At 69.0% G+C, this 16,243-nt stretch carries 14 protein-coding genes; 6 read left to right on the plus strand and 8 right to left on the minus strand.

The features are described 5' to 3' along the window. The 5 genes from OG828_RS11910 (at nt 1) to OG828_RS11930 (ending at nt 5,422) form a co-directional block, all read left to right on the plus strand. A complete protein-coding gene (locus OG828_RS11910) occupies nt 1-981 on the plus strand; it encodes a branched-chain amino acid ABC transporter permease (RefSeq protein WP_328437845.1) in 981 nt (326 codons plus the stop codon). Further along, entirely contained in the window at nt 947-1,906 is a 960-nt protein-coding gene (locus OG828_RS11915) for an ABC transporter ATP-binding protein (RefSeq protein ID WP_328437846.1), read from the plus strand. Before OG828_RS11910 ends, OG828_RS11915 begins: the two co-directional genes overlap by 35 nt. 53 nt (nt 1,907-1,959) lie before the next feature. Then, the gene (locus tag OG828_RS11920; RefSeq protein ID WP_328354051.1) at nt 1,960-2,718 is read left to right on the plus strand and encodes an ABC transporter ATP-binding protein; all 759 of its coding nucleotides are present in this window, start codon (nt 1,960-1,962) and stop codon (nt 2,716-2,718) included. Nucleotides 2,719-2,786: 68 nt separating this feature from the next. Continuing rightward, on the plus strand, nt 2,787-4,097 hold the full coding sequence (locus OG828_RS11925; RefSeq protein ID WP_328501097.1) for an ABC transporter substrate-binding protein: 1,311 nt from the start codon (nt 2,787-2,789) through the stop codon (nt 4,095-4,097). A gap of 95 nt (nt 4,098-4,192) precedes the next feature. Continuing rightward, entirely contained in the window at nt 4,193-5,422 is a 1,230-nt protein-coding gene (locus tag OG828_RS11930) for a MalY/PatB family protein (protein ID WP_328501098.1), read from the plus strand. A 174-nt stretch (nt 5,423-5,596) separates the two neighbouring features. Here OG828_RS11930 and OG828_RS11935 read toward each other — a convergent pair whose 3' ends face one another. Further along, complete coding sequence (locus OG828_RS11935; protein ID WP_328501099.1) at nt 5,597-6,820, minus strand: cytochrome P450; 1,224 nt, start codon at nt 6,818-6,820, stop codon at nt 5,597-5,599. Between the two features lie 35 nt (nt 6,821-6,855). Then, a complete protein-coding gene (locus OG828_RS11940) occupies nt 6,856-7,869 on the minus strand; it encodes a DUF2278 family protein (RefSeq protein WP_328501100.1) in 1,014 nt (337 codons plus the stop codon). 195 nt (nt 7,870-8,064) lie between these two features. Between OG828_RS11940 and OG828_RS11945 the strand changes: the two genes are divergently transcribed. After that, nucleotides 8,065-8,505, plus strand: coding sequence for an SRPBCC family protein (locus OG828_RS11945; protein ID WP_328501101.1), 441 nt, complete (start codon nt 8,065-8,067; stop codon nt 8,503-8,505). Between the two features lie 37 nt (nt 8,506-8,542). On the opposite strand, the gene OG828_RS11950 is transcribed toward OG828_RS11945, so the two are convergent. The 6 genes from OG828_RS11950 to OG828_RS11975 all read right to left on the minus strand — a co-directional run bounded on the left by OG828_RS11950 (nt 8,543) and on the right by OG828_RS11975 (nt 16,188). Next, nucleotides 8,543-9,355, minus strand: coding sequence for an amidohydrolase family protein (locus tag OG828_RS11950; protein ID WP_328501102.1), 813 nt, complete (start codon nt 9,353-9,355; stop codon nt 8,543-8,545). Between the two features lie 4 nt (nt 9,356-9,359). Next, entirely contained in the window at nt 9,360-10,517 is a 1,158-nt protein-coding gene (locus OG828_RS11955; protein ID WP_328501103.1) for an XdhC family protein, read from the minus strand. Nucleotides 10,518-10,578: 61 nt separating this feature from the next. After that, nucleotides 10,579-12,036: an NCS2 family permease gene (locus tag OG828_RS11960; RefSeq protein WP_328501104.1), complete on the minus strand. Its 1,458-nt coding sequence runs from the start codon at nt 12,034-12,036 to the stop codon at nt 10,579-10,581. Nucleotides 12,037-12,327: 291 nt separating this feature from the next. Then, on the minus strand, nt 12,328-14,724 hold the full coding sequence (locus OG828_RS11965) for a xanthine dehydrogenase family protein molybdopterin-binding subunit (protein WP_328501105.1): 2,397 nt from the start codon (nt 14,722-14,724) through the stop codon (nt 12,328-12,330). 4 nt (nt 14,725-14,728) lie between these two features. Continuing rightward, nucleotides 14,729-15,298, minus strand: a complete 570-nt coding sequence (locus OG828_RS11970) for a (2Fe-2S)-binding protein (protein ID WP_210571532.1) — start codon at nt 15,296-15,298, stop codon at nt 14,729-14,731. Continuing rightward, nucleotides 15,298-16,188, minus strand: a complete 891-nt coding sequence (locus OG828_RS11975; RefSeq protein WP_328501106.1) for an FAD binding domain-containing protein — start codon at nt 16,186-16,188, stop codon at nt 15,298-15,300. Before OG828_RS11975 ends, OG828_RS11970 begins: the two co-directional genes overlap by 1 nt. Nucleotides 16,189-16,243 lie beyond the last annotated feature (55 nt).

A 16,243-nucleotide genomic window follows, 5' to 3' on the forward strand; every position in this document is an offset into this window, starting at 1 on the left:
ATGGACATCATCGGCGCCGTCACGGGGGCACTGCACGACGGCTTCGGCTATCTGGCCGTCTCGTTCTGCCTGGCTGCGATCGGTTTGAACATTCAGTTCGGCTACGCCGGGCTGGTCAACTTCGGTCAGGCCGCCTTCTTGTCGGTGGGCGGCTACATCATGGGCGCGGCGATCGCCACGAGCGGGATTCCCACCGTCCTCGCGATCCTGCTCGCGATCGCCTGCACCGTGGCGCTGGCGTTGATATTGGGCATCCCCACCCTGCGTCTTCGGGCGGATTACCTGGCGATCGTCACCATCGCGGCGGCAGAGATCCTACGGCTTGTGTTCGGGACGTCGTTCCGGACGTACTTTCACGGCAAGGACGGTGTGACCGGCTTTACCGCCGGGTTCCGAAGCCTCAACCCGCTGCCGAACTATGACGGCTTCTTCCTCACCTACAGCCGGGAGGAGCTGTGGACCATCATGGTCGGCTGGGGTCTGGTCATCATGATCAGTCTGCTCACCTGGGCCCTGATGCGGTCACCGTGGGGAAGGGTTCTCCGGGGCATCCGTGAAGACGAGGATGCGATGCGGTCTCTGGGCAAGAACGTCTACGGCTACAAGATCCAGGCCCTCATCCTCGGTGGAGTGGTCGGATGCGCCGGAGGCTTCGTGGGCGCGTTCGGGGCAGCTTCGGTCCAGGCCGACACGTTCAACCTGGACTTCACCTTCATCGCCTTGACCATGCTCATCCTCGGCGGCGCCGCTCGGATCCTTGGTCCGATCGTCGGCGCGGTGATGTTCTGGGCGGTCCTGTCGTTCCTCGGATCGATCTTGACGCAGTTGGCGAGCTACCCGGTCGTGGGGCGGTTCATGAACGCCGACCAAGCGTCAACCATCCGGCTGATGTTGGTCGGACTGGTGCTGATGCTGCTGATGATCTACCGGCCGCAAGGCATCTTCGGTGATCGAAGGGAGATCGCGCTCGATGCCCACTGACAATTTCCCCACTGACCACCTCACCTCTGGCACTGCCTTGCAGTCGGTGCCGCGTGAGCCCGGCGCTGCCAAACCCGACCCCGTTGTGGTCGTGAACGGAATCCGCCGCACCTTCGGCGGCCTCACCGCGGTCGACGTGGAGCATCTCGAAATCCAACGTGGGATCATCACCGCCTTGATCGGACCCAACGGTGCGGGCAAAACCACGTTCTTCAACCTGCTCACCGGCTTCGATCAACCCGACGCCGGTTCCTGGTCCTTCGACGGGACACCGCTCAAAGGCAAGGCGGCCTACAAAGTGGCACGCCTCGGCATGGTCCGGACCTTCCAGCTGACCAGAGTGCTCTCGAAACTGACAGTGCTGGAGAACATGCGGATGGGCGCCACAGGGCAGCGTGGCGAACGCTTGTGGGCCGCCGCACTCCCCGCCCTGTGGCGGGCGCAGGAACGAGACATCACCGACCGGGCCCGGGACCTGCTCAAGCGGTTCAAGCTCGACGCCAAGGAGGAGGATTTCGCCGGATCCCTGTCAGGCGGCCAGCGAAAGCTGCTCGAGATGGCGCGAGCACTCATGGTCGAACCGAAGCTGGTCATGCTCGACGAACCCATGGCCGGCGTCAACCCAGCGCTGAAGCAGTCCCTGCTCGGGCATGTGAAGTCGCTGCGGGATCAGGGAATGAGTGTCCTGTTCGTCGAACACGACATGGACATGGTGCGAGAGATCTCCGACTGGGTGGTCGTCATGGCCCAGGGCAAGGTGATCGCCGAGGGACCTCCCACATCCATCATGTCCGACGAACGCGTCATCGACGCCTACCTCGGAGCTCACCACGACACCGACATCAGCGAGCTCGAAAGCGTCATCCAGGTCGAGCACACACACGACCACGCCGAGCAGAGGGCCGACCGGGAGGTCCCGAGATGACGTCTGCCCATCACGGCCCATCGGACTCCCAGATCACCTCTCGGACAAGGCACTTGCAGGCGGCCGAGGACGCAATCCTTCGCGCCGACGATCTGATCGCCGGGTACCTCCCCGGAGTCAACATCTTGAACGGCGCCGACCTGTACTGCCTGCCCGGCGAGCTGGTCGGCATCATCGGACCCAACGGCGCCGGCAAGTCGACACTGCTCAAAGCACTCTTCGGGCTGGTCAAGGTCACCACCGGCACGGTTCGCCTGCGGGGCGAGGAGGTCACGAACCAGCGCGCCGACGCACTGGTATCCCAAGGCATCGGCTTCGTACCGCAAACCAACAACATCTTCCCCTCGCTCACCATCGAGGAAAACCTGCAGATGGGGTGCTATCAGTCCCCCAAGAAGTTCGCCCCCCGGTTTGCGTTCGTGACCGATCTGTTTCCTGCGCTGGGTCGGCGCCGCAGGCAGCGGGCCGGACAACTGTCAGGCGGTGAGCGGCAGATGGTGGCCATGGGCCGGGCTCTGATGATGGAACCCTCCGTGTTGTTGCTCGACGAACCCTCAGCGGGCCTCTCCCCGGTGATGCAGGACGAGGTGTTCGTCCAGACCCGAGCCATCAACCGCACCGGTGTATCGGTCGTCATGGTCGAGCAGAACGCACGCCGCTGCCTGCAGATCTGCGACCGCGGGTACGTCCTCGACCAGGGACGCAACGCCTACACCGGGCCCGGACAGTCGCTGGCCCGTGACCCCCGGGTGATCGAGCTGTATCTCGGCACCTTGGCCAAGGCCGCCCAGGCAGAAGGCACACCTTCCTGACCCCCGCCACGGCACGGTCATGCACCACGCCAAGAGCGCAACAGTCCTCACCCACCCTTGGAGATCCCATGTCGCTCCCGCGACGCATCATCTGCATAGCCGTTTCGGCCTCCGCCGCGCTGGCAACCGCCGCTTGCGGCTCCAACGACAGCCCCTCCCAAGCCGGCAACGAGCCGTCGGCCAAGGCGGGCACCCAGCTCTACTTCGTGGACGGCAACACCGCCGACTACTCCGGTGATTTCGAGCCGGGCACTCTCAACGGTGTGCGCGCCACCCTGCCCGGCGGCAAGATCGGCGACGAGTTCCGACAGCGGATCCTCAAGATCAACAGCAAGGTGAAGGACTTCACCTACGCTCCCGAGGCCTACGACGCCACGATCCTCTCCGCCCTGGCTGCGATCGCCGCCAAGAACGACTCCGGCAAGGCGATCGCCGAGAAGGAGATCGGTATCACCAGGGACGGGACAAAATGCACCAGCTTCAAGCAGTGCGCCGGCCTGCTCGCTGACGGAACGGACATCGACTACGACGGTGCCTCGGGCCCGATCCAGTTGAACTCGACAGGAAGCCCGTCCGCGGCGACCGTCGGCATCTACCAATTCGGGCAGGACAACAACTACAAGAATGTCCGCTACGTCAGCGGCACCACCCCGGACCAGGCCACCATCCGAGCCGACCAGAAGGTCAGCGGCCCCATCCCCAAGGGGGACGGCGTCCTGACGTTCGGCACCCTGCTCCCTGCCACAGGGGACAGCTCCTTCCTCGGCGCCCCGCAATTCGCGGGCGTGGACCTGGCCGTGGACGAAATCAACAAGGCCGGGGGTGTGCTCGGCAAGGGCGTGAAGCAGCTGAAGGGCGACTCCGGTGACGGGTCGCCGAACATCGCGCCGTCCGAGACCGACAAACTGCTCCGCGGTGGCGCCGACGTCATCATCGGCGCCGCTTCCTCGTCGGTGTCGCTGTCGGTCATCGACAAGATCACCGGGGCCGGCGCCGTCCAGATATCGGCCGGAAACACCTCGACCGCATTCGACACCTACCCCGACCACGGCATGTACTTCCGCACGGCCCCCTCCGACGTCCTGCAGGGGCAGGTGATGGCCCAGACCATCACCGAGGACGGTCACAGCAATATCGCAGTCCTCGCCCGACAGGACGCCTACGGCGAGGCACTGGCGAAGAACGTCCGCTCCTTCTACGAGGAGTCCGGCGGCAAAGTCGTCTCCTATGTCCTCTACGACGCGACCGCAGCCAACTACACGGCCGAGGTGGAGAAGGTGAAGGCCCAGCACCCGGACGCCATCGTACTGATCTCGTTCGACGAGACCAAGAAGATCGTTCCGGAACTCATCAAGGCCGGCATCGGCCAGAACGGCTGAGCCCGTACCTGGCCGACGGTCGTGGCCGCGGATCCGCCCCGCAGCCACGACCACCCACACTGCCGAATCGCCCGTGGAGTGGAGAAGTTTTTCGCATGACCACGAGACCGACGAAAGCCAGGCCCGCCACCGCGGGGTACGGCGCCGACCCCGACTTCGACACGGTGTACGACCGTGCCAGTTTCGGGTCGGCGAAATGGGCCAACCAATGGGACGAATTCTCACCGCGTGTCCAGGGCGAGGATCTGCTGTCGCTATGGACGGCCGACATGGACTTCCGGGCACCGACGACCGTCATCGACCGCCTGCGCGCCGCCGCGGACCACGGTATCTACGGCTACACCCTGCGAGACCCGGAACACTTCCGGATCGTGCAGAACTGGTTCACCGTCAGGCACGGCTGGACACCACCGCTGGAAACGCTCCTCCCGGCCCCTGCGATCATGTCCTCGGTCGCAGCGATCCTGCGCACCTTCACCGCCCCTGGAGACGGGGTGATCGTCCAATCACCGGTCTACTCGCCGAACTTCGAGGCCATTACCGGTAACCACCGGCGGCTGCTCGTGAACCGGCTACGGCTCATTGACAACCGCTATGAGTTCGACCTCGACCACCTGGCCGAGCTGGCCGCATCCGGCGCGAAGGTGCTCTTGCTCTGCAACCCCCACAATCCCTCGGGGCGGAGCTGGACGGCCGACGAGTTGCTCGCCGTGAACGACATCTGTGCGCGCTACGACCTGCTGGTGATTTCCGACGAGATTCACTGCGACATCCGACTGAACAGTCGGCCCCACGTGGTCTACGCCTCGATCAGCAGCGACGCCGCCCGCCGCGCATTCATCTGCACCGCCCCCACGAAGACCTTCAACCTTGCCGGCCTGCCAACGGCCACACTCTCGGTTGGCGATCCGTCCCTGCGCTCGGAACTGCTGAACGCCATGCGGGCATCGTTCATGATCAACGCACACTACTTCGGTCGTCTCGCCTTGGAGACCGCCTACACCACGGGCGGTCCGTGGCTCGACCGGCTGACCGGCTATCTCAAGGGCAACGTGGCCTTCGTGCAGGAGTTCGTCCAAGAGCGGCTGCCCGAGATCACGCCGATGCCGCCGGACGCGTCGTTCCTGGTCTGGCTGGAGGCTCGTGAGCTTGACGCTCGTGTGGGCGGGCTGCACCAGTTCCTTGTCGACCGTGCGGCTGTCAATCTCTACGACGGCCGGGTCTACGGCCCCGGAGGAGAGGGATACGTCCGGCTCAACGTCGGCTGCCCCCGGAAGGTGTTGACTGAGGCGCTCGAACGCATCGATCGTGCGCTGTCACGCTAAGCGGCCTTGGTGAAGTCGGCTGCGGTTCGGCAGCGCCCCGAAGGGGCGCGGGGCTGTGTTGAATCTGCGGCTACCGCCGCGTGGGCGCGACCAGCCACAACGGTCCCGCGGACGATCGACGGCCCATCGCGACACTTCCCGCGGAGCGCTTGGCGCTCCGCGCCACATCCGCCGTTACGGCCAGTGAAGGCGCAGGGTCTGCGGGGACCGGTGGATCAGCGTGGGGCGCATGGTGACCGGGCGGTCCTCGGCCAGGCGGAGGCCCGGTAGGCGACCGGTCAACTCCCGCAGGGTGATGTGGAGTTGTTCGCGGGCGAGTTGTGAGCCGGGGCAGCTGTGCACGCCGAACCCGAAGGCGAGGTGGCGGTCGGGTGTGCGGGTGATGTCGAAGGTGTCGGGGCGCGGGTGCCGTACCGCGTCCCGGTTCGCCCCGCCGAAGGCCACGAACAGTGCGGCACCGGCGGGGAGTTCGGTGCCCGCGAGGGTGACCGGGCGGGTGGTGACGCGGCGGAATCCCTGCAGGGCGGTGTCGTAGCGTGCCGCCTCCTCGATCGCCGCCGGGATCCGGTCGGGCTCGGCGCACAGCAGCTCCCACTGGTCGCGGTGGCGCAGCAGGTGCAGGACCGTCGTGCCGATCAGTGCGGTGGTGGTGAGGTGGCCCGCGAGGAGCAGGTTCTGGAGGTGGGCGACTAGTTCGTGCCGCTGTTCCAGGGTGAGTTCGCCCTTGCCCGGGGTGGTGACGGAGGCGATGAGGTCGGTGCAGAGGTCCTCGCGGGGGTGCGCGTGCCGCTCGCGCACGTAGCCGTCGAGGACGCGCTGCATGGTGACGACGTCCTCGGCGACGGCGACCTGGTCGTCCTCCCCCAGTGGACGGAAGAGCAGTTCCTCGGCCCGGTACCCGCCGTGTACGACGGCGGGTACGTCGGCCGGGTCGAGGCCGACGATCCTGCCGATCACCTCGCCGGGGAGCCGCATCGCGTAGGCCGACATCAGCTCGGCCTCCCCGTCCCCGGCGAACGCGTCGACGAGAGCGGCTGCGCGCTCGGCGGCGTACGGCAGCACGGCGGCGACGCGCGCCGGTGACAGGCCGCGGACGATCGGCGCGCGCAGCCGCTGGTGCAGCTCCCCGTCGGCGGTGACGACGACGGGCCGCCCGCCGAACCCGCCGCCGAGGACGGCGAGCGCGGCGGGCGATGGCAGCACGTCCGGCCGCAGCGCGTTCGCCGACGAGAAGTCCTCGGGGCGGCGCAGGACTTCTCGTACGTCGGCGTCCCGGGCCACCAGCCAGGCGTCCAGCTCGGCGAGGTGCACGAGGCCGTCGGTGTGCCGGGCGCGCGCGTAATGCGCGTAGGGATCGCGCTGCAACTCGTCGAGTCTGCCGTGCAGGTGAAGGTCCATGAGGCGCCCTCCGGTGGCGACACGTCGTCGGGTCGTCAGAACACCACGGTCCAGCCCTCACGTCCCCCCTGCTGCCCGGTGTACGAAACGCCGTGCACCTTCAGGCCGCCCGCGTCGAGGAGGTTGATCTCGCCACCGTTGTTGCCGAGTCGGGCGCCGTCCGCCGTGAGGGGCACGGACAGGAAAGCGCCGGGGGCCAGCGGGCCGGACGGTACAGGGGAGCCGTGTCCCAGGCGGTCGGTGATGCGCCAGCCGGTGAGGTCGACACGGTCCGGCGAGGCGTTGAGCACCGTCACCGTCTCCGCCTCGGGCGCCGGGCCCTTGGGGTTGACCAGCGCGGCGACGACCCGCACCCGCTGGCCGCCGGGCTCGGGGCGCGTACCGTCGGCGCCTTCCAGCGCGTGGCCGGTGATGTCGTCGGTGTGCCAGGACTGGCTCTGGAAGGCGAGGAAGATCCCGACCCAGCGCGACTGTCCGGGGAAGTGGAGCAGAATGCCGCCGTCCTGCCACACCCCGTCGTCGCCCCGGAAGCGGCGGCTGTTGCCCTGGTTCATGTGGATGTCGTGGACGCCGTTGCCGGGCCGGAAGCCGAAGACCTTGTCCTGGGCGCCGTTCTCGGGCCCCCAGCGCTCGCCGAAGACGTACAGCCGGGCCTCCGGGTCGTCGACCGCGCGCCGCACATAGTGGTCGAGGACGTCGGCGAGGTCGTTGTCGGGACCGTCCGCGTCCGGCGGCAGCGGGCGCATCCGCGCCGGGTCGAAGAGGTTGCCGCGGACGAAGTCGAGGTTCGGGCCGCCGGGTCCGGCCGGCAGGGTGTTCCAGCCGCTGGTGAGGCCTTCCAGCCGGTCCGTGACGGGGTGCCGGAAGTCCTCGTCGACGAGGTACAGCAGCTCGCTGGGCCGCTCCTGCGACAGGACGTTGACCGCGGCGCGGTAGTTCGTGCCCGCGTCGTCCGTGAGATGGATCTGGTAGTGCGGCGTGTCGTCGGCGCCCTCGCGCCGGGTGTCGACCGCACGTGTGATCAGTACGCCATAGGCCTTCAGTGGCATGACGAACAACTCCCCCTGATGGCGGGCGGATTGCCCGCCTATGCGGGCATGCTAAGCGCTCCGCTGGAAGAACGGTAATAAGTCTGCGGGCCGGTGGGGGGGCTGGTCGCGCCCACGCGGCGGAGCCGCAAATCGATACAGCCCCGCGCCCCTTACGGGGCGCGATTCCGCACCGGACTTCCCTACGATCATTGCGTGGTCGACTTCCTCCTCGAACGCACCGCGCCCCTCCCCCTCCCCGAGGCCTGGCGCCGGCTCACCGAGTGGCCCCGCCATGGCGAGGTCGTCCCGCTGACCCGGGTCACCGTCGTCACCCCACCCCCCACGGGGGAGGGCACGGTGTTCGTCGCCCGCTCCGGGCTCGGCCCCCTCGCCTTCGACGACCGCATGGAGGTCACCGTGTGGCACCCACCGGGCGACGAGACACCGGGTCTGTGCCGACTGGAGAAGCGGGGCCGTGTGATCACCGGCTGGGCGGAGCTCGAAGTGCGACTGGGGCCGGGGGGCCGGGCGCGGGTCGTCTGGCGCGAGGAACTGGGGGTGCGGCCGCTGCCCGGGGTCTTCGATCCGGTGGTGGAGCGGGCGGCGCGGTATGTGTTCGGGCGGGCGGTGAATCGGTTGCTCAGGCGGCCGTGAAAGGGCCCCTGCGGCCCTGCGGCCCCCGCGCGCAGTCTCAGAGACTGAAGGCCCGTCGCGCGTTGCCGGACAGGAACAGTTCCGTGGTCTCATCGTCCAAGCCCAGTTCGGGAAGGTGTTCCAGTGCCCGACTCGGCATGATCATCGGGTAGTTGGAGCCGAACAGGACCTTCCCGCGGCCCCGGCCGCGCAGGTAGGCGACCAGTTCGGGCGGGTAGCGGTGGGCGGTGTAGGCGCTGGTGTCGATGTAGACGTTGGCGTGTTTGTCGGCGACCGCGATCATTTCCGTGGTCCAGGGATAGCCGATGTGCCCGCACACGATGGTCAGTTCGGGGAAGTCGAGGGCGACCTGGTCGACGTACGGAATGGGGCGGCCCGTCTCGGAGGGGCGCAGCGGGCCGGTGTGGCCGACCTGGGTACAGAAGGGGATGCCGAGGTCGACGCAGGCGGCGTAGAGCGGGTAGTACAGCCGGTCGGTGGGCGGGAGTTGCCAGAGCCAGGGGACGATCCGCAGGGCGACGAAGCCGAGTTCCGTCACGGCTCGGCGCAGTTCGCGTACCGCCGGGACCGGGCGGGTGAGGTCGGCGCCGGCCACTCCGCGCAGTCTGCCGTCCGACCGGTCGACGAACTCGGCCACCTCGTCGTTGCTGATCAGCGGCCCCTGCGGGCCGTACCAGGCCGCGGACAGGCCGATCTCGACATCGGCGGCGGCCAGCGCGGCCACCGTCGCCTTGACGGGCAGTGGCTCCTCGAGCCGCTCCATGCCCGTCCAGCGGCGCAGGGACTCGAACATCTCGTGGTTAGAGTGCCGGAGTGTGGGGTGCTGCATCCAGGCGTCGATGACGGGCATGCGGTCAGGCTACCGACCCGATCCGCCCCGTCGGCTCCGCCGCCGACGTCACGTCGTGGTGGATCGGCGTGTGGGCGCCGGCGAGGGAGACGCCGCTGCCGCCGCGGCGGGCCGCGACGATCTCGGAGGCGATCGACAGGGCCGTCTCCTCAGGGGTACGGGCGCCGAGATCGAGGCCGATCGGGGAGCGGAGCCGGGCCAACTCCAGCTCGGTCACGCCGACTTCGCGGAGGCGTTCATTGCGGTCGAGGTGGGTGCGGCGGGAGCCCATCGCGCCGACGTAGGCGACCGGGAGCCGGAGCGCGAGCTTCAGCAGGGGTACGTCGAACTTGGCGTCGTGGGTCAGGACGCACAGGACCGTACGGCCGTCGACCTGCGTGCCCTCCAGGTACGTGTGCGGCCACTCGACGACGATCTCGTCGGCCTCGGGAAAGCGGGTCCGCGTGGCGAAGACGGGGCGGGCGTCGCACACCGTCACGTGGTAGCCCAGGAACTTGCCGATGCGGACCAGCGCCGACGCGAAGTCGATCGCGCCGAAGACGATCATCCTGGGCGGCGGGACCGAGGACTCTACGAGGATGGTGAGCGGGGCTCCGCAGCGCGAACCCTGTTCGCCGATCTCCAGGGTGCCGGTGCGGCCCGCGTCCAGGAAGGCGCGGGCCTCCTCGGCGACCGTGCGGTCCAGTTCGGGGTGGGCGCCGAAGCCACCGTCGTACGGGCCCTCGGGGCGGATCAGCAGGGCCCGGCCCATCAGCTCCGGCGGGCCGGAGACCATCCGGGCCACCGCAGCCGCCTCCCCGCGCGCGGCGGCGGAGAGCGCGGACGCGAGCACCGGGCGGACGGGGTCGCCCGCCCGGACCGGGGTGACGAGGATGTCGATGATGCCGCCGCAGGTCAGGCCTACGGCGAAGGCGTCCTCGTCGCTGTAGCCGAAGCGTTCCAGGACCGACTCCCCGTCCTGGAGCGCCTGCTGACACAGCTCGTACACCGCGCCCTCCACACAGCCGCCGGAGACCGAGCCGATCGCCGTGCCGTCGGCGTCCACCGCGAGGGCGGCGCCGGGCTGGCGGGGCGCGCTGCCGCCGACGGCCACGACGGTGGCCACGGCGAAGTCGCGTCCCTGCTCGACCCACCGGTGCAGCTCTTCGGCGATGTCCAGCATCTCTCGGTCTCCTTACAGCGGTTGTGGAGGGGCATTCACCACGGGCTACCGGCGGACGTGCCTAGTGCACGCCCATCCAGGTCTCAATGGGATTGAGGGCGAAGAAGACCAGGAAGATGCCTGTGAGGGCCCACATGAATGCCCCGATCTCCCGTGCCTTGCTCTGAGCGATCTTGATGGCGACGTACGAGATGACGCCGGCGGCGACACCCGCCGTGATCGAGTACGTGAACGGCATGATGACGACGGTCAGGAAGACCGGGATCGCGGTGGCCCGGTCCGCCCAGTCCACATGCCGCGCGTTCATCATCATCATGGCGCCGATCACCACGAGGGCCGCGGCAGCCACCTCGCCCGGCACGATCGCCGTGAGCGGGGTGAAGAAGAGGCAGGCCGCGAAGAACAGGCCGGTGACGACCGAGGACAGGCCCGTACGGGCTCCCTCGCCGACGCCTGTCGCCGACTCGACGAACACGGTCTGACCCGAGGCACCGGAGACGCCGCCTATCGCGCCGCCCGCGCCGTCGATGAACAGCGCCTTGGACAGACCCGGCATCCGGCCCTTGTCGTCGGCCAGCTTGGCCTCGGTGCCGACGCCGATGATCGTCGCCATCGCGTCGAAGAACCCGGCGAGCACGAGCGTGAACACGATCATGCCGACCGTCATCGCGCCGACCTGCCCCCACCCGCCGAACTCGACATGGCCGAAGATCGAGAAGTCGGGCATGGAGACCGCGCTGCCGTGCAGTTCGGGTGCGCCGCTCGCCCACTGCTTGGGGTCGATGACGTCGAGGGCGTTGAGGACGACCGCGAGGACGGTGCCGCCGACGATGCCGATCAGGATCGCGCCGGGGATGCCGCGCGCCTGGAGCATGAAGATCGCGAGGAGGGTGACCGCGAAGAGCAGGACGGGCCAGCCCGCCAGTTCGCCGGCCGGACCGAGGGTGACCGGGGTCCCCTCGCCCTGGTGCACGAACCCGGCCTTGAAGAAGCCGATCAGGGCGACGAACAGGCCGATGCCCATGGTGATCGCGTGCTTCAGCGCCAGCGGGATCGCGTTCATGATCATCTCGCGGAGGCCGGTGACGACCAGCAGCATGATGACCACGCCGTACATCACGCACATGCCCATCGCCTGCGGCCAGGTCATCTGCGGGGCGACCTGTGAGGCGAGGACGCCGGAGACGGAGAGGCCGGCGGCGAGGGCGAGCGGCACCTTGCCGAAGAAGCCCATCAGCAGCGTGGTGAGGGCCGCGGCGAACGCGGTCGCGGTGATCAGGGCCTTCTGGGCGAGCGTGTCCCCTGCGGCGTCCTTGCCGGACAGGATCAGGGGGTTGAGGAGGAGGATGTACGCCATCGCCATGAAGGTGGTGACGCCGCCGCGGACCTCTCGTGCGACGGTGGATCCTCGCCGGGATATGTGGAAGTACCGGTCGAGCCAGGACCTGCCGGCCGGGATGCGGGTGCCTTCGCCCGCGTCTTCGGCTGCGGTCCTCGGCTCAAGTGACTGCTGGGTCATGTGGGCCTGCTCCCAAGGTTCATAGGGACACCCGTATGGGGAACCGCCGGGGTGGCGGCTACGGGATTTGGGAAGGTGCTTCGGCCGCACGACCCGGGGGACGGCCCGAGATCGAACGATGCGTGTGCGTGGTACTGGACTTGACCGGCGTCGGGGTGGGCGTGGGTGAGCTGTTGCCCGGCGTCGGGGTGCCGTCGCGCCCACCCGTGCCGCCCTGCGGCACGACTGCCCGCGACGGCAGCGGCGTTACGACGTTGCCGCATGCGGCGGCGGACGTGGCGACGTTGCCGCTTACGCCGTGCCCGTCAGGTGTTCCGGGCGTACCGGCGTTCTGTTCAGCTCCAGGCCCGTCGCGTTGCGGATTGCCGCGAGGACGGCTGGAGTTGAGGAGAGGGTTGGGGCTTCGCCGACGCCGCGGAGGCCGTAGGGGGCGTGGTCGTCGGCGAGTTCGAGGACGTCGACCGGGATGGTCGGGGTGTCGAGGATGGTGGGGATCAGGTAGTCCGTGAAGGAGGGGTTCCTGACCTTGGCCGTCTTGGGGTCGACGATGATCTCTTCCATCACCGCGACGCCCAGGCCCTGTACCGTGCCGCCCTGGATCTGGCCGATGACGGACAGCGGGTTGAGGGCCTTGCCGACGTCCTGGGCGCAGGCCAGCTCGATGACCTTGACCAGGCCCAGCTCGGTGTCGACCTCGACGACGGCGCGGTGCGCGGCGAAGCTGTACTGGACGTGGCCGTTGCCCTGGCCGGTGCGCAGGTCGAAGGCCTCGGTGGGCCGGTGCCGCCACTCCTCCTCGACCTCGACGGCCTCGTCTTCGAGGACGTCCACCAGGTCGGCCAGTACCTCGCCGCCGTCGGTGACGACCTTGCCGCCCTCCAGGAGCAGCTCGGCGGTCGCCCAAGCCGGGTGGTACGTACCGAACTTGCGGCGGCCGATCTCCAGCACCCGCTCCCGGACCAGCTCGCACGCGTTCTTCACCGCGCCGCCCGTGACATACGTCTGGCGCGAGGCCGACGTCGAACCCGCCGAGCCGACCTGCGTGTCCGCCGGACGGATGGTCACCTGCGTGACGCCCAGCTCGGTGCGGGCGATCTGCGCGTGGACGGTGACGCCGCCCTGGCCGACCTCCGCCATCGCGGTGTGCACGGTGGCGACGGGCTCGCCGCCGACAACCTCCATGCGGACGCGGGCAGTCGAGTAGTCGTCGAAGCCCTCGGAGAAGCCGACGTTCTTGATGCCGACGGCGTAGCCGACACCGCGTACGACGCCTTCACCGTGCGTGGTGTTGGACAGACCGCCGGGCAGCTGCCGTACGTCCGCGCCCTCGCTGCTCTCCCACTGGCGCTCCGGCGGCATCGGAATCGCCTTGACGCGGCGCAGGAGTTCGGCGACCGGGGCCGGGGAGTCGACCGGCTGGCCGGTCGGCATGATCGTGCCCTGCTCCATGGCGTTGAGCCGGCGGAACTCCACCGGGTCCATGCCGAGCTTGGCGGCCAGCTTGTCCATCTGCGCCTCGTAGGCGAAGCACGCCTGGACCGCGCCGAAGCCGCGCATGGCGCCGCAGGGCGGGTTGTTGGTGTAGAGGGCGATCGCCTCGATGTCCACGTCGTCGACCACGTACGGGCCGACGCTCAGCGACGCGGCGTTGCCGACGACCGCCGGGGAGGCCGACGCGTAGGCGCCGCCGTCCAGGACGATCCGGCACTTCAGATGGGTGAGCCTGCCGTCCTTCGTGGCGCCGTGCTCGTAGTACAGCTTCGCGGGGTGGCGGTGGACGTGTCCGAAGAAGGACTCGAAGCGGTTGTAGACGATCTTGACGGGCTTGCCGGTGCGCAGGGCGAGCAGACAGGCGTGGATCTGCATCGACAGGTCCTCACGGCCGCCGAACGCGCCACCGACGCCGGACAGCGTCATACGGACCTTGCTCTCGGGCAGGCCGAGGACCGGGGCGATCTGCCGCAGGTCGCTGTGCAGCCACTGGGTGGCGATGTAGAGGTGGACGCCGCCGTCCTCGTCCGGGACCGCGAGGCCCGACTCGGGGCCGAGGAAGGCCTGGTCCTGCATGCCGAAGGTGTACTCGCCCTCGACGACGACGTCGGCACGCTCCCGGGCCGCGGAGACGTCGCCTCGTACGATCGGCTGGCGGTGCACGATGTTCGGGTGCGGGACATGGCCGAAGTGGTGGTCGTCGCGGCCCTCGTGGACGAGGAGCGCGTCCGGCGCGGTCGCGGAGGCCTCGTCGGTGATGACCGGCAGTTCCCGGTACTCCACCTTGATCTTGGCGGCGGCGCGGCGCGCGGTCTCCGGGTGGTCGGCGGCGACGATCGCGACGGGCTCGCCGTGGTGGCGGACCTTGCCGTGGGCGAGGACCGGGGTGTCCTGGATCTCCAGGCCGTAGTTCTTGACGTCGGTCGGCAGGTCGTCGTAGGTCATGACGGCGTACACGCCGGGCGTGGCGAGGGCCTCGCCCGTGTCGATGGACACGATCTCGGCGTGCGCGACCGTGGAGCGCAGGATCTGGCCCCAGAGCATGTCCTCGTGCCACATGTCGGACGAGTACGCGAACTCGCCGGTGACCTTGAGGGTGCCGTCCGGGCGGAGGGTGGACTCGCCGATGCCGCCCTTGGTGTGGGAGCCCTGGGTGACCTTGGTGGGAGCGCCGATGGGAGCGTCGTTGGTGGGCATGGTGCTAGACCGCCTCTCCCTGCCGGGCGGCCGCCAGCCGGACCGCGTCCATGATCTTCTCGTAGCCGGTGCAGCGGCACAGGTTGCCCGACAGCGCCTCGCGGATGTCCGCGTCGGTCGGGTTGGGGTTGCTCTCCAGCATCTCGTCGGCGGCGACCAGCAGACCCGGCGTGCAGAAGCCGCACTGGACGGCGCCGGCGTCGATGAACGCCTGCTGGATCGGGGAGAGTTCCGTGCCCTCGCCGGTCTGCGAGTCGGTGCCCTTGGCCTGCCAGCCCTTGGCCTCGTCGAGCGAGGTTCCGCAAGTGTCGCCGCAGGAGCGCTGCTTGGCGTAGTCCGCCAGGCCCTCGACCGTGACGACCTCGCGGCCCTCCACCTGACCGGCGGCGACCAGGCACGAGCACACCGGCACACCGTCGAGGCGGACCGTGCACGAACCGCACTCGCCCTGCTCGCAGGCGTTCTTCGAACCCGGCAGGCCGAGCCGCTCACGCAGCACGTACAGCAGGGACTCGCCCTCCCACACGTCGTCGGCTTCCTGGGGACGGCCGTTGACCGTGAAGTTCACACGCATTACGCAGCTCCCTCGGTGATGCGGCGGGCGCCGCGGTACGACTCCCAGGTCCAGGTCAGCGTGCGGCGGGCCATGACGCCGACCGCGTGCCGGCGGTAGCTCGCGGTGCCCCGGACGTCGTCGATCGGGTTGCAGGCGCCGGAGCACAGCTCCGCGAACTGCTTGGCGACCGACGGGGTGATGATCTTGCCGTTGTCCCAGAAGCCGCCCTCTTCGAGCGCCGCGTTCAGGAACTCCTCCGCCGCCTTCGCGCGGACCGGGGTGGGGGCGGCCGAGCCGATGCCGGTGCGGACGGTGCGTGTCTCGGGGTGCAGCGCCAGACCGAAGGCGCACACCGCGATGACCATGGCGTTGCGGGTGCCGACCTTGGAGTACTGCTGCGGCCCGTCGGCCTTCTTGATGTGTACGGCCCTGATCAGCTCGTCGGCGGCGAGCGCGTTGCGCTTCACGCCGGTGTAGAACTCGTCGATCGGGATGAGACGGGAGCCGCGCACCGACTCGACCTCGACCTCGGCGCCGGCCGCGAGGAGGGCGGGGTGGGCGTCACCGGCCGGGGAGGCGGTGCCGAGGTTGCCGCCGACGCCGCCGCGGTTGCGGATCTGCGGGGAGGCGACCGTGTGCGAGGCGAGGGCCAGGCCCGGCAGCTCGGGACGCAGCTGCTCCATGATCTTGGCGTACGGGACGGAGGCACCGAGCCGCACGGTGTCCTCGCCGGCCTCCCACTCGGAGAGCTCGCCGATGCGGTTCAGGTCGAGCAGGTACTCGGGCCGGCGGTGGTCGAAGTTGATCTCGACCATCACATCGGTGCCGCCCGCAATCGGCACAGCGGTGGGGTGCTCGGCCTTCGCGGCGAGCGCCTCCTCCCAGCTGGCGGGGCGAAGGAAGTCCATGACCGGCTCTCTTCTTCGTCTCGTGGGTCGTACTGATCAAGCCAGATCGGGTGCG

This window comes from Streptomyces sp. NBC_00457 (assembly GCF_036014015.1).
GTDB lineage: Bacteria > Actinomycetota > Actinomycetes > Streptomycetales > Streptomycetaceae > Streptomyces.

Excerpts from the sequence above, each read along its gene's own strand:
- OG828_RS11910 (WP_328437845.1), top strand. The coding sequence starts at position 1 with ATGGACATCATCGGCGCCGTCACGGGGGCACTGCACGACGGCTTCGGC.
- OG828_RS11925 (WP_328501097.1), top strand. The coding sequence starts at position 2,787 with ATGTCGCTCCCGCGACGCATCATCTGCATAGCCGTTTCGGCCTCCGCC.
- OG828_RS11930 (WP_328501098.1), top strand. The coding sequence starts at position 4,193 with ATGACCACGAGACCGACGAAAGCCAGGCCCGCCACCGCGGGGTACGGC.
- OG828_RS11935 (WP_328501099.1), bottom strand. The coding sequence starts at position 6,820 with ATGGACCTTCACCTGCACGGCAGACTCGACGAGTTGCAGCGCGATCCC.
- OG828_RS11940 (WP_328501100.1), bottom strand. The coding sequence starts at position 7,869 with ATGCCACTGAAGGCCTATGGCGTACTGATCACACGTGCGGTCGACACC.
- OG828_RS11950 (WP_328501102.1), bottom strand. The coding sequence starts at position 9,355 with ATGCCCGTCATCGACGCCTGGATGCAGCACCCCACACTCCGGCACTCT.
- OG828_RS11955 (WP_328501103.1), bottom strand. The coding sequence starts at position 10,517 with ATGCTGGACATCGCCGAAGAGCTGCACCGGTGGGTCGAGCAGGGACGC.
- OG828_RS11960 (WP_328501104.1), bottom strand. The coding sequence starts at position 12,036 with ATGACCCAGCAGTCACTTGAGCCGAGGACCGCAGCCGAAGACGCGGGC.
- OG828_RS11965 (WP_328501105.1), bottom strand. The coding sequence starts at position 14,724 with ATGCCCACCAACGACGCTCCCATCGGCGCTCCCACCAAGGTCACCCAG.
- OG828_RS11970 (WP_210571532.1), bottom strand. The coding sequence starts at position 15,298 with ATGCGTGTGAACTTCACGGTCAACGGCCGTCCCCAGGAAGCCGACGAC.
- OG828_RS11975 (WP_328501106.1), bottom strand. The coding sequence starts at position 16,188 with ATGGACTTCCTTCGCCCCGCCAGCTGGGAGGAGGCGCTCGCCGCGAAG.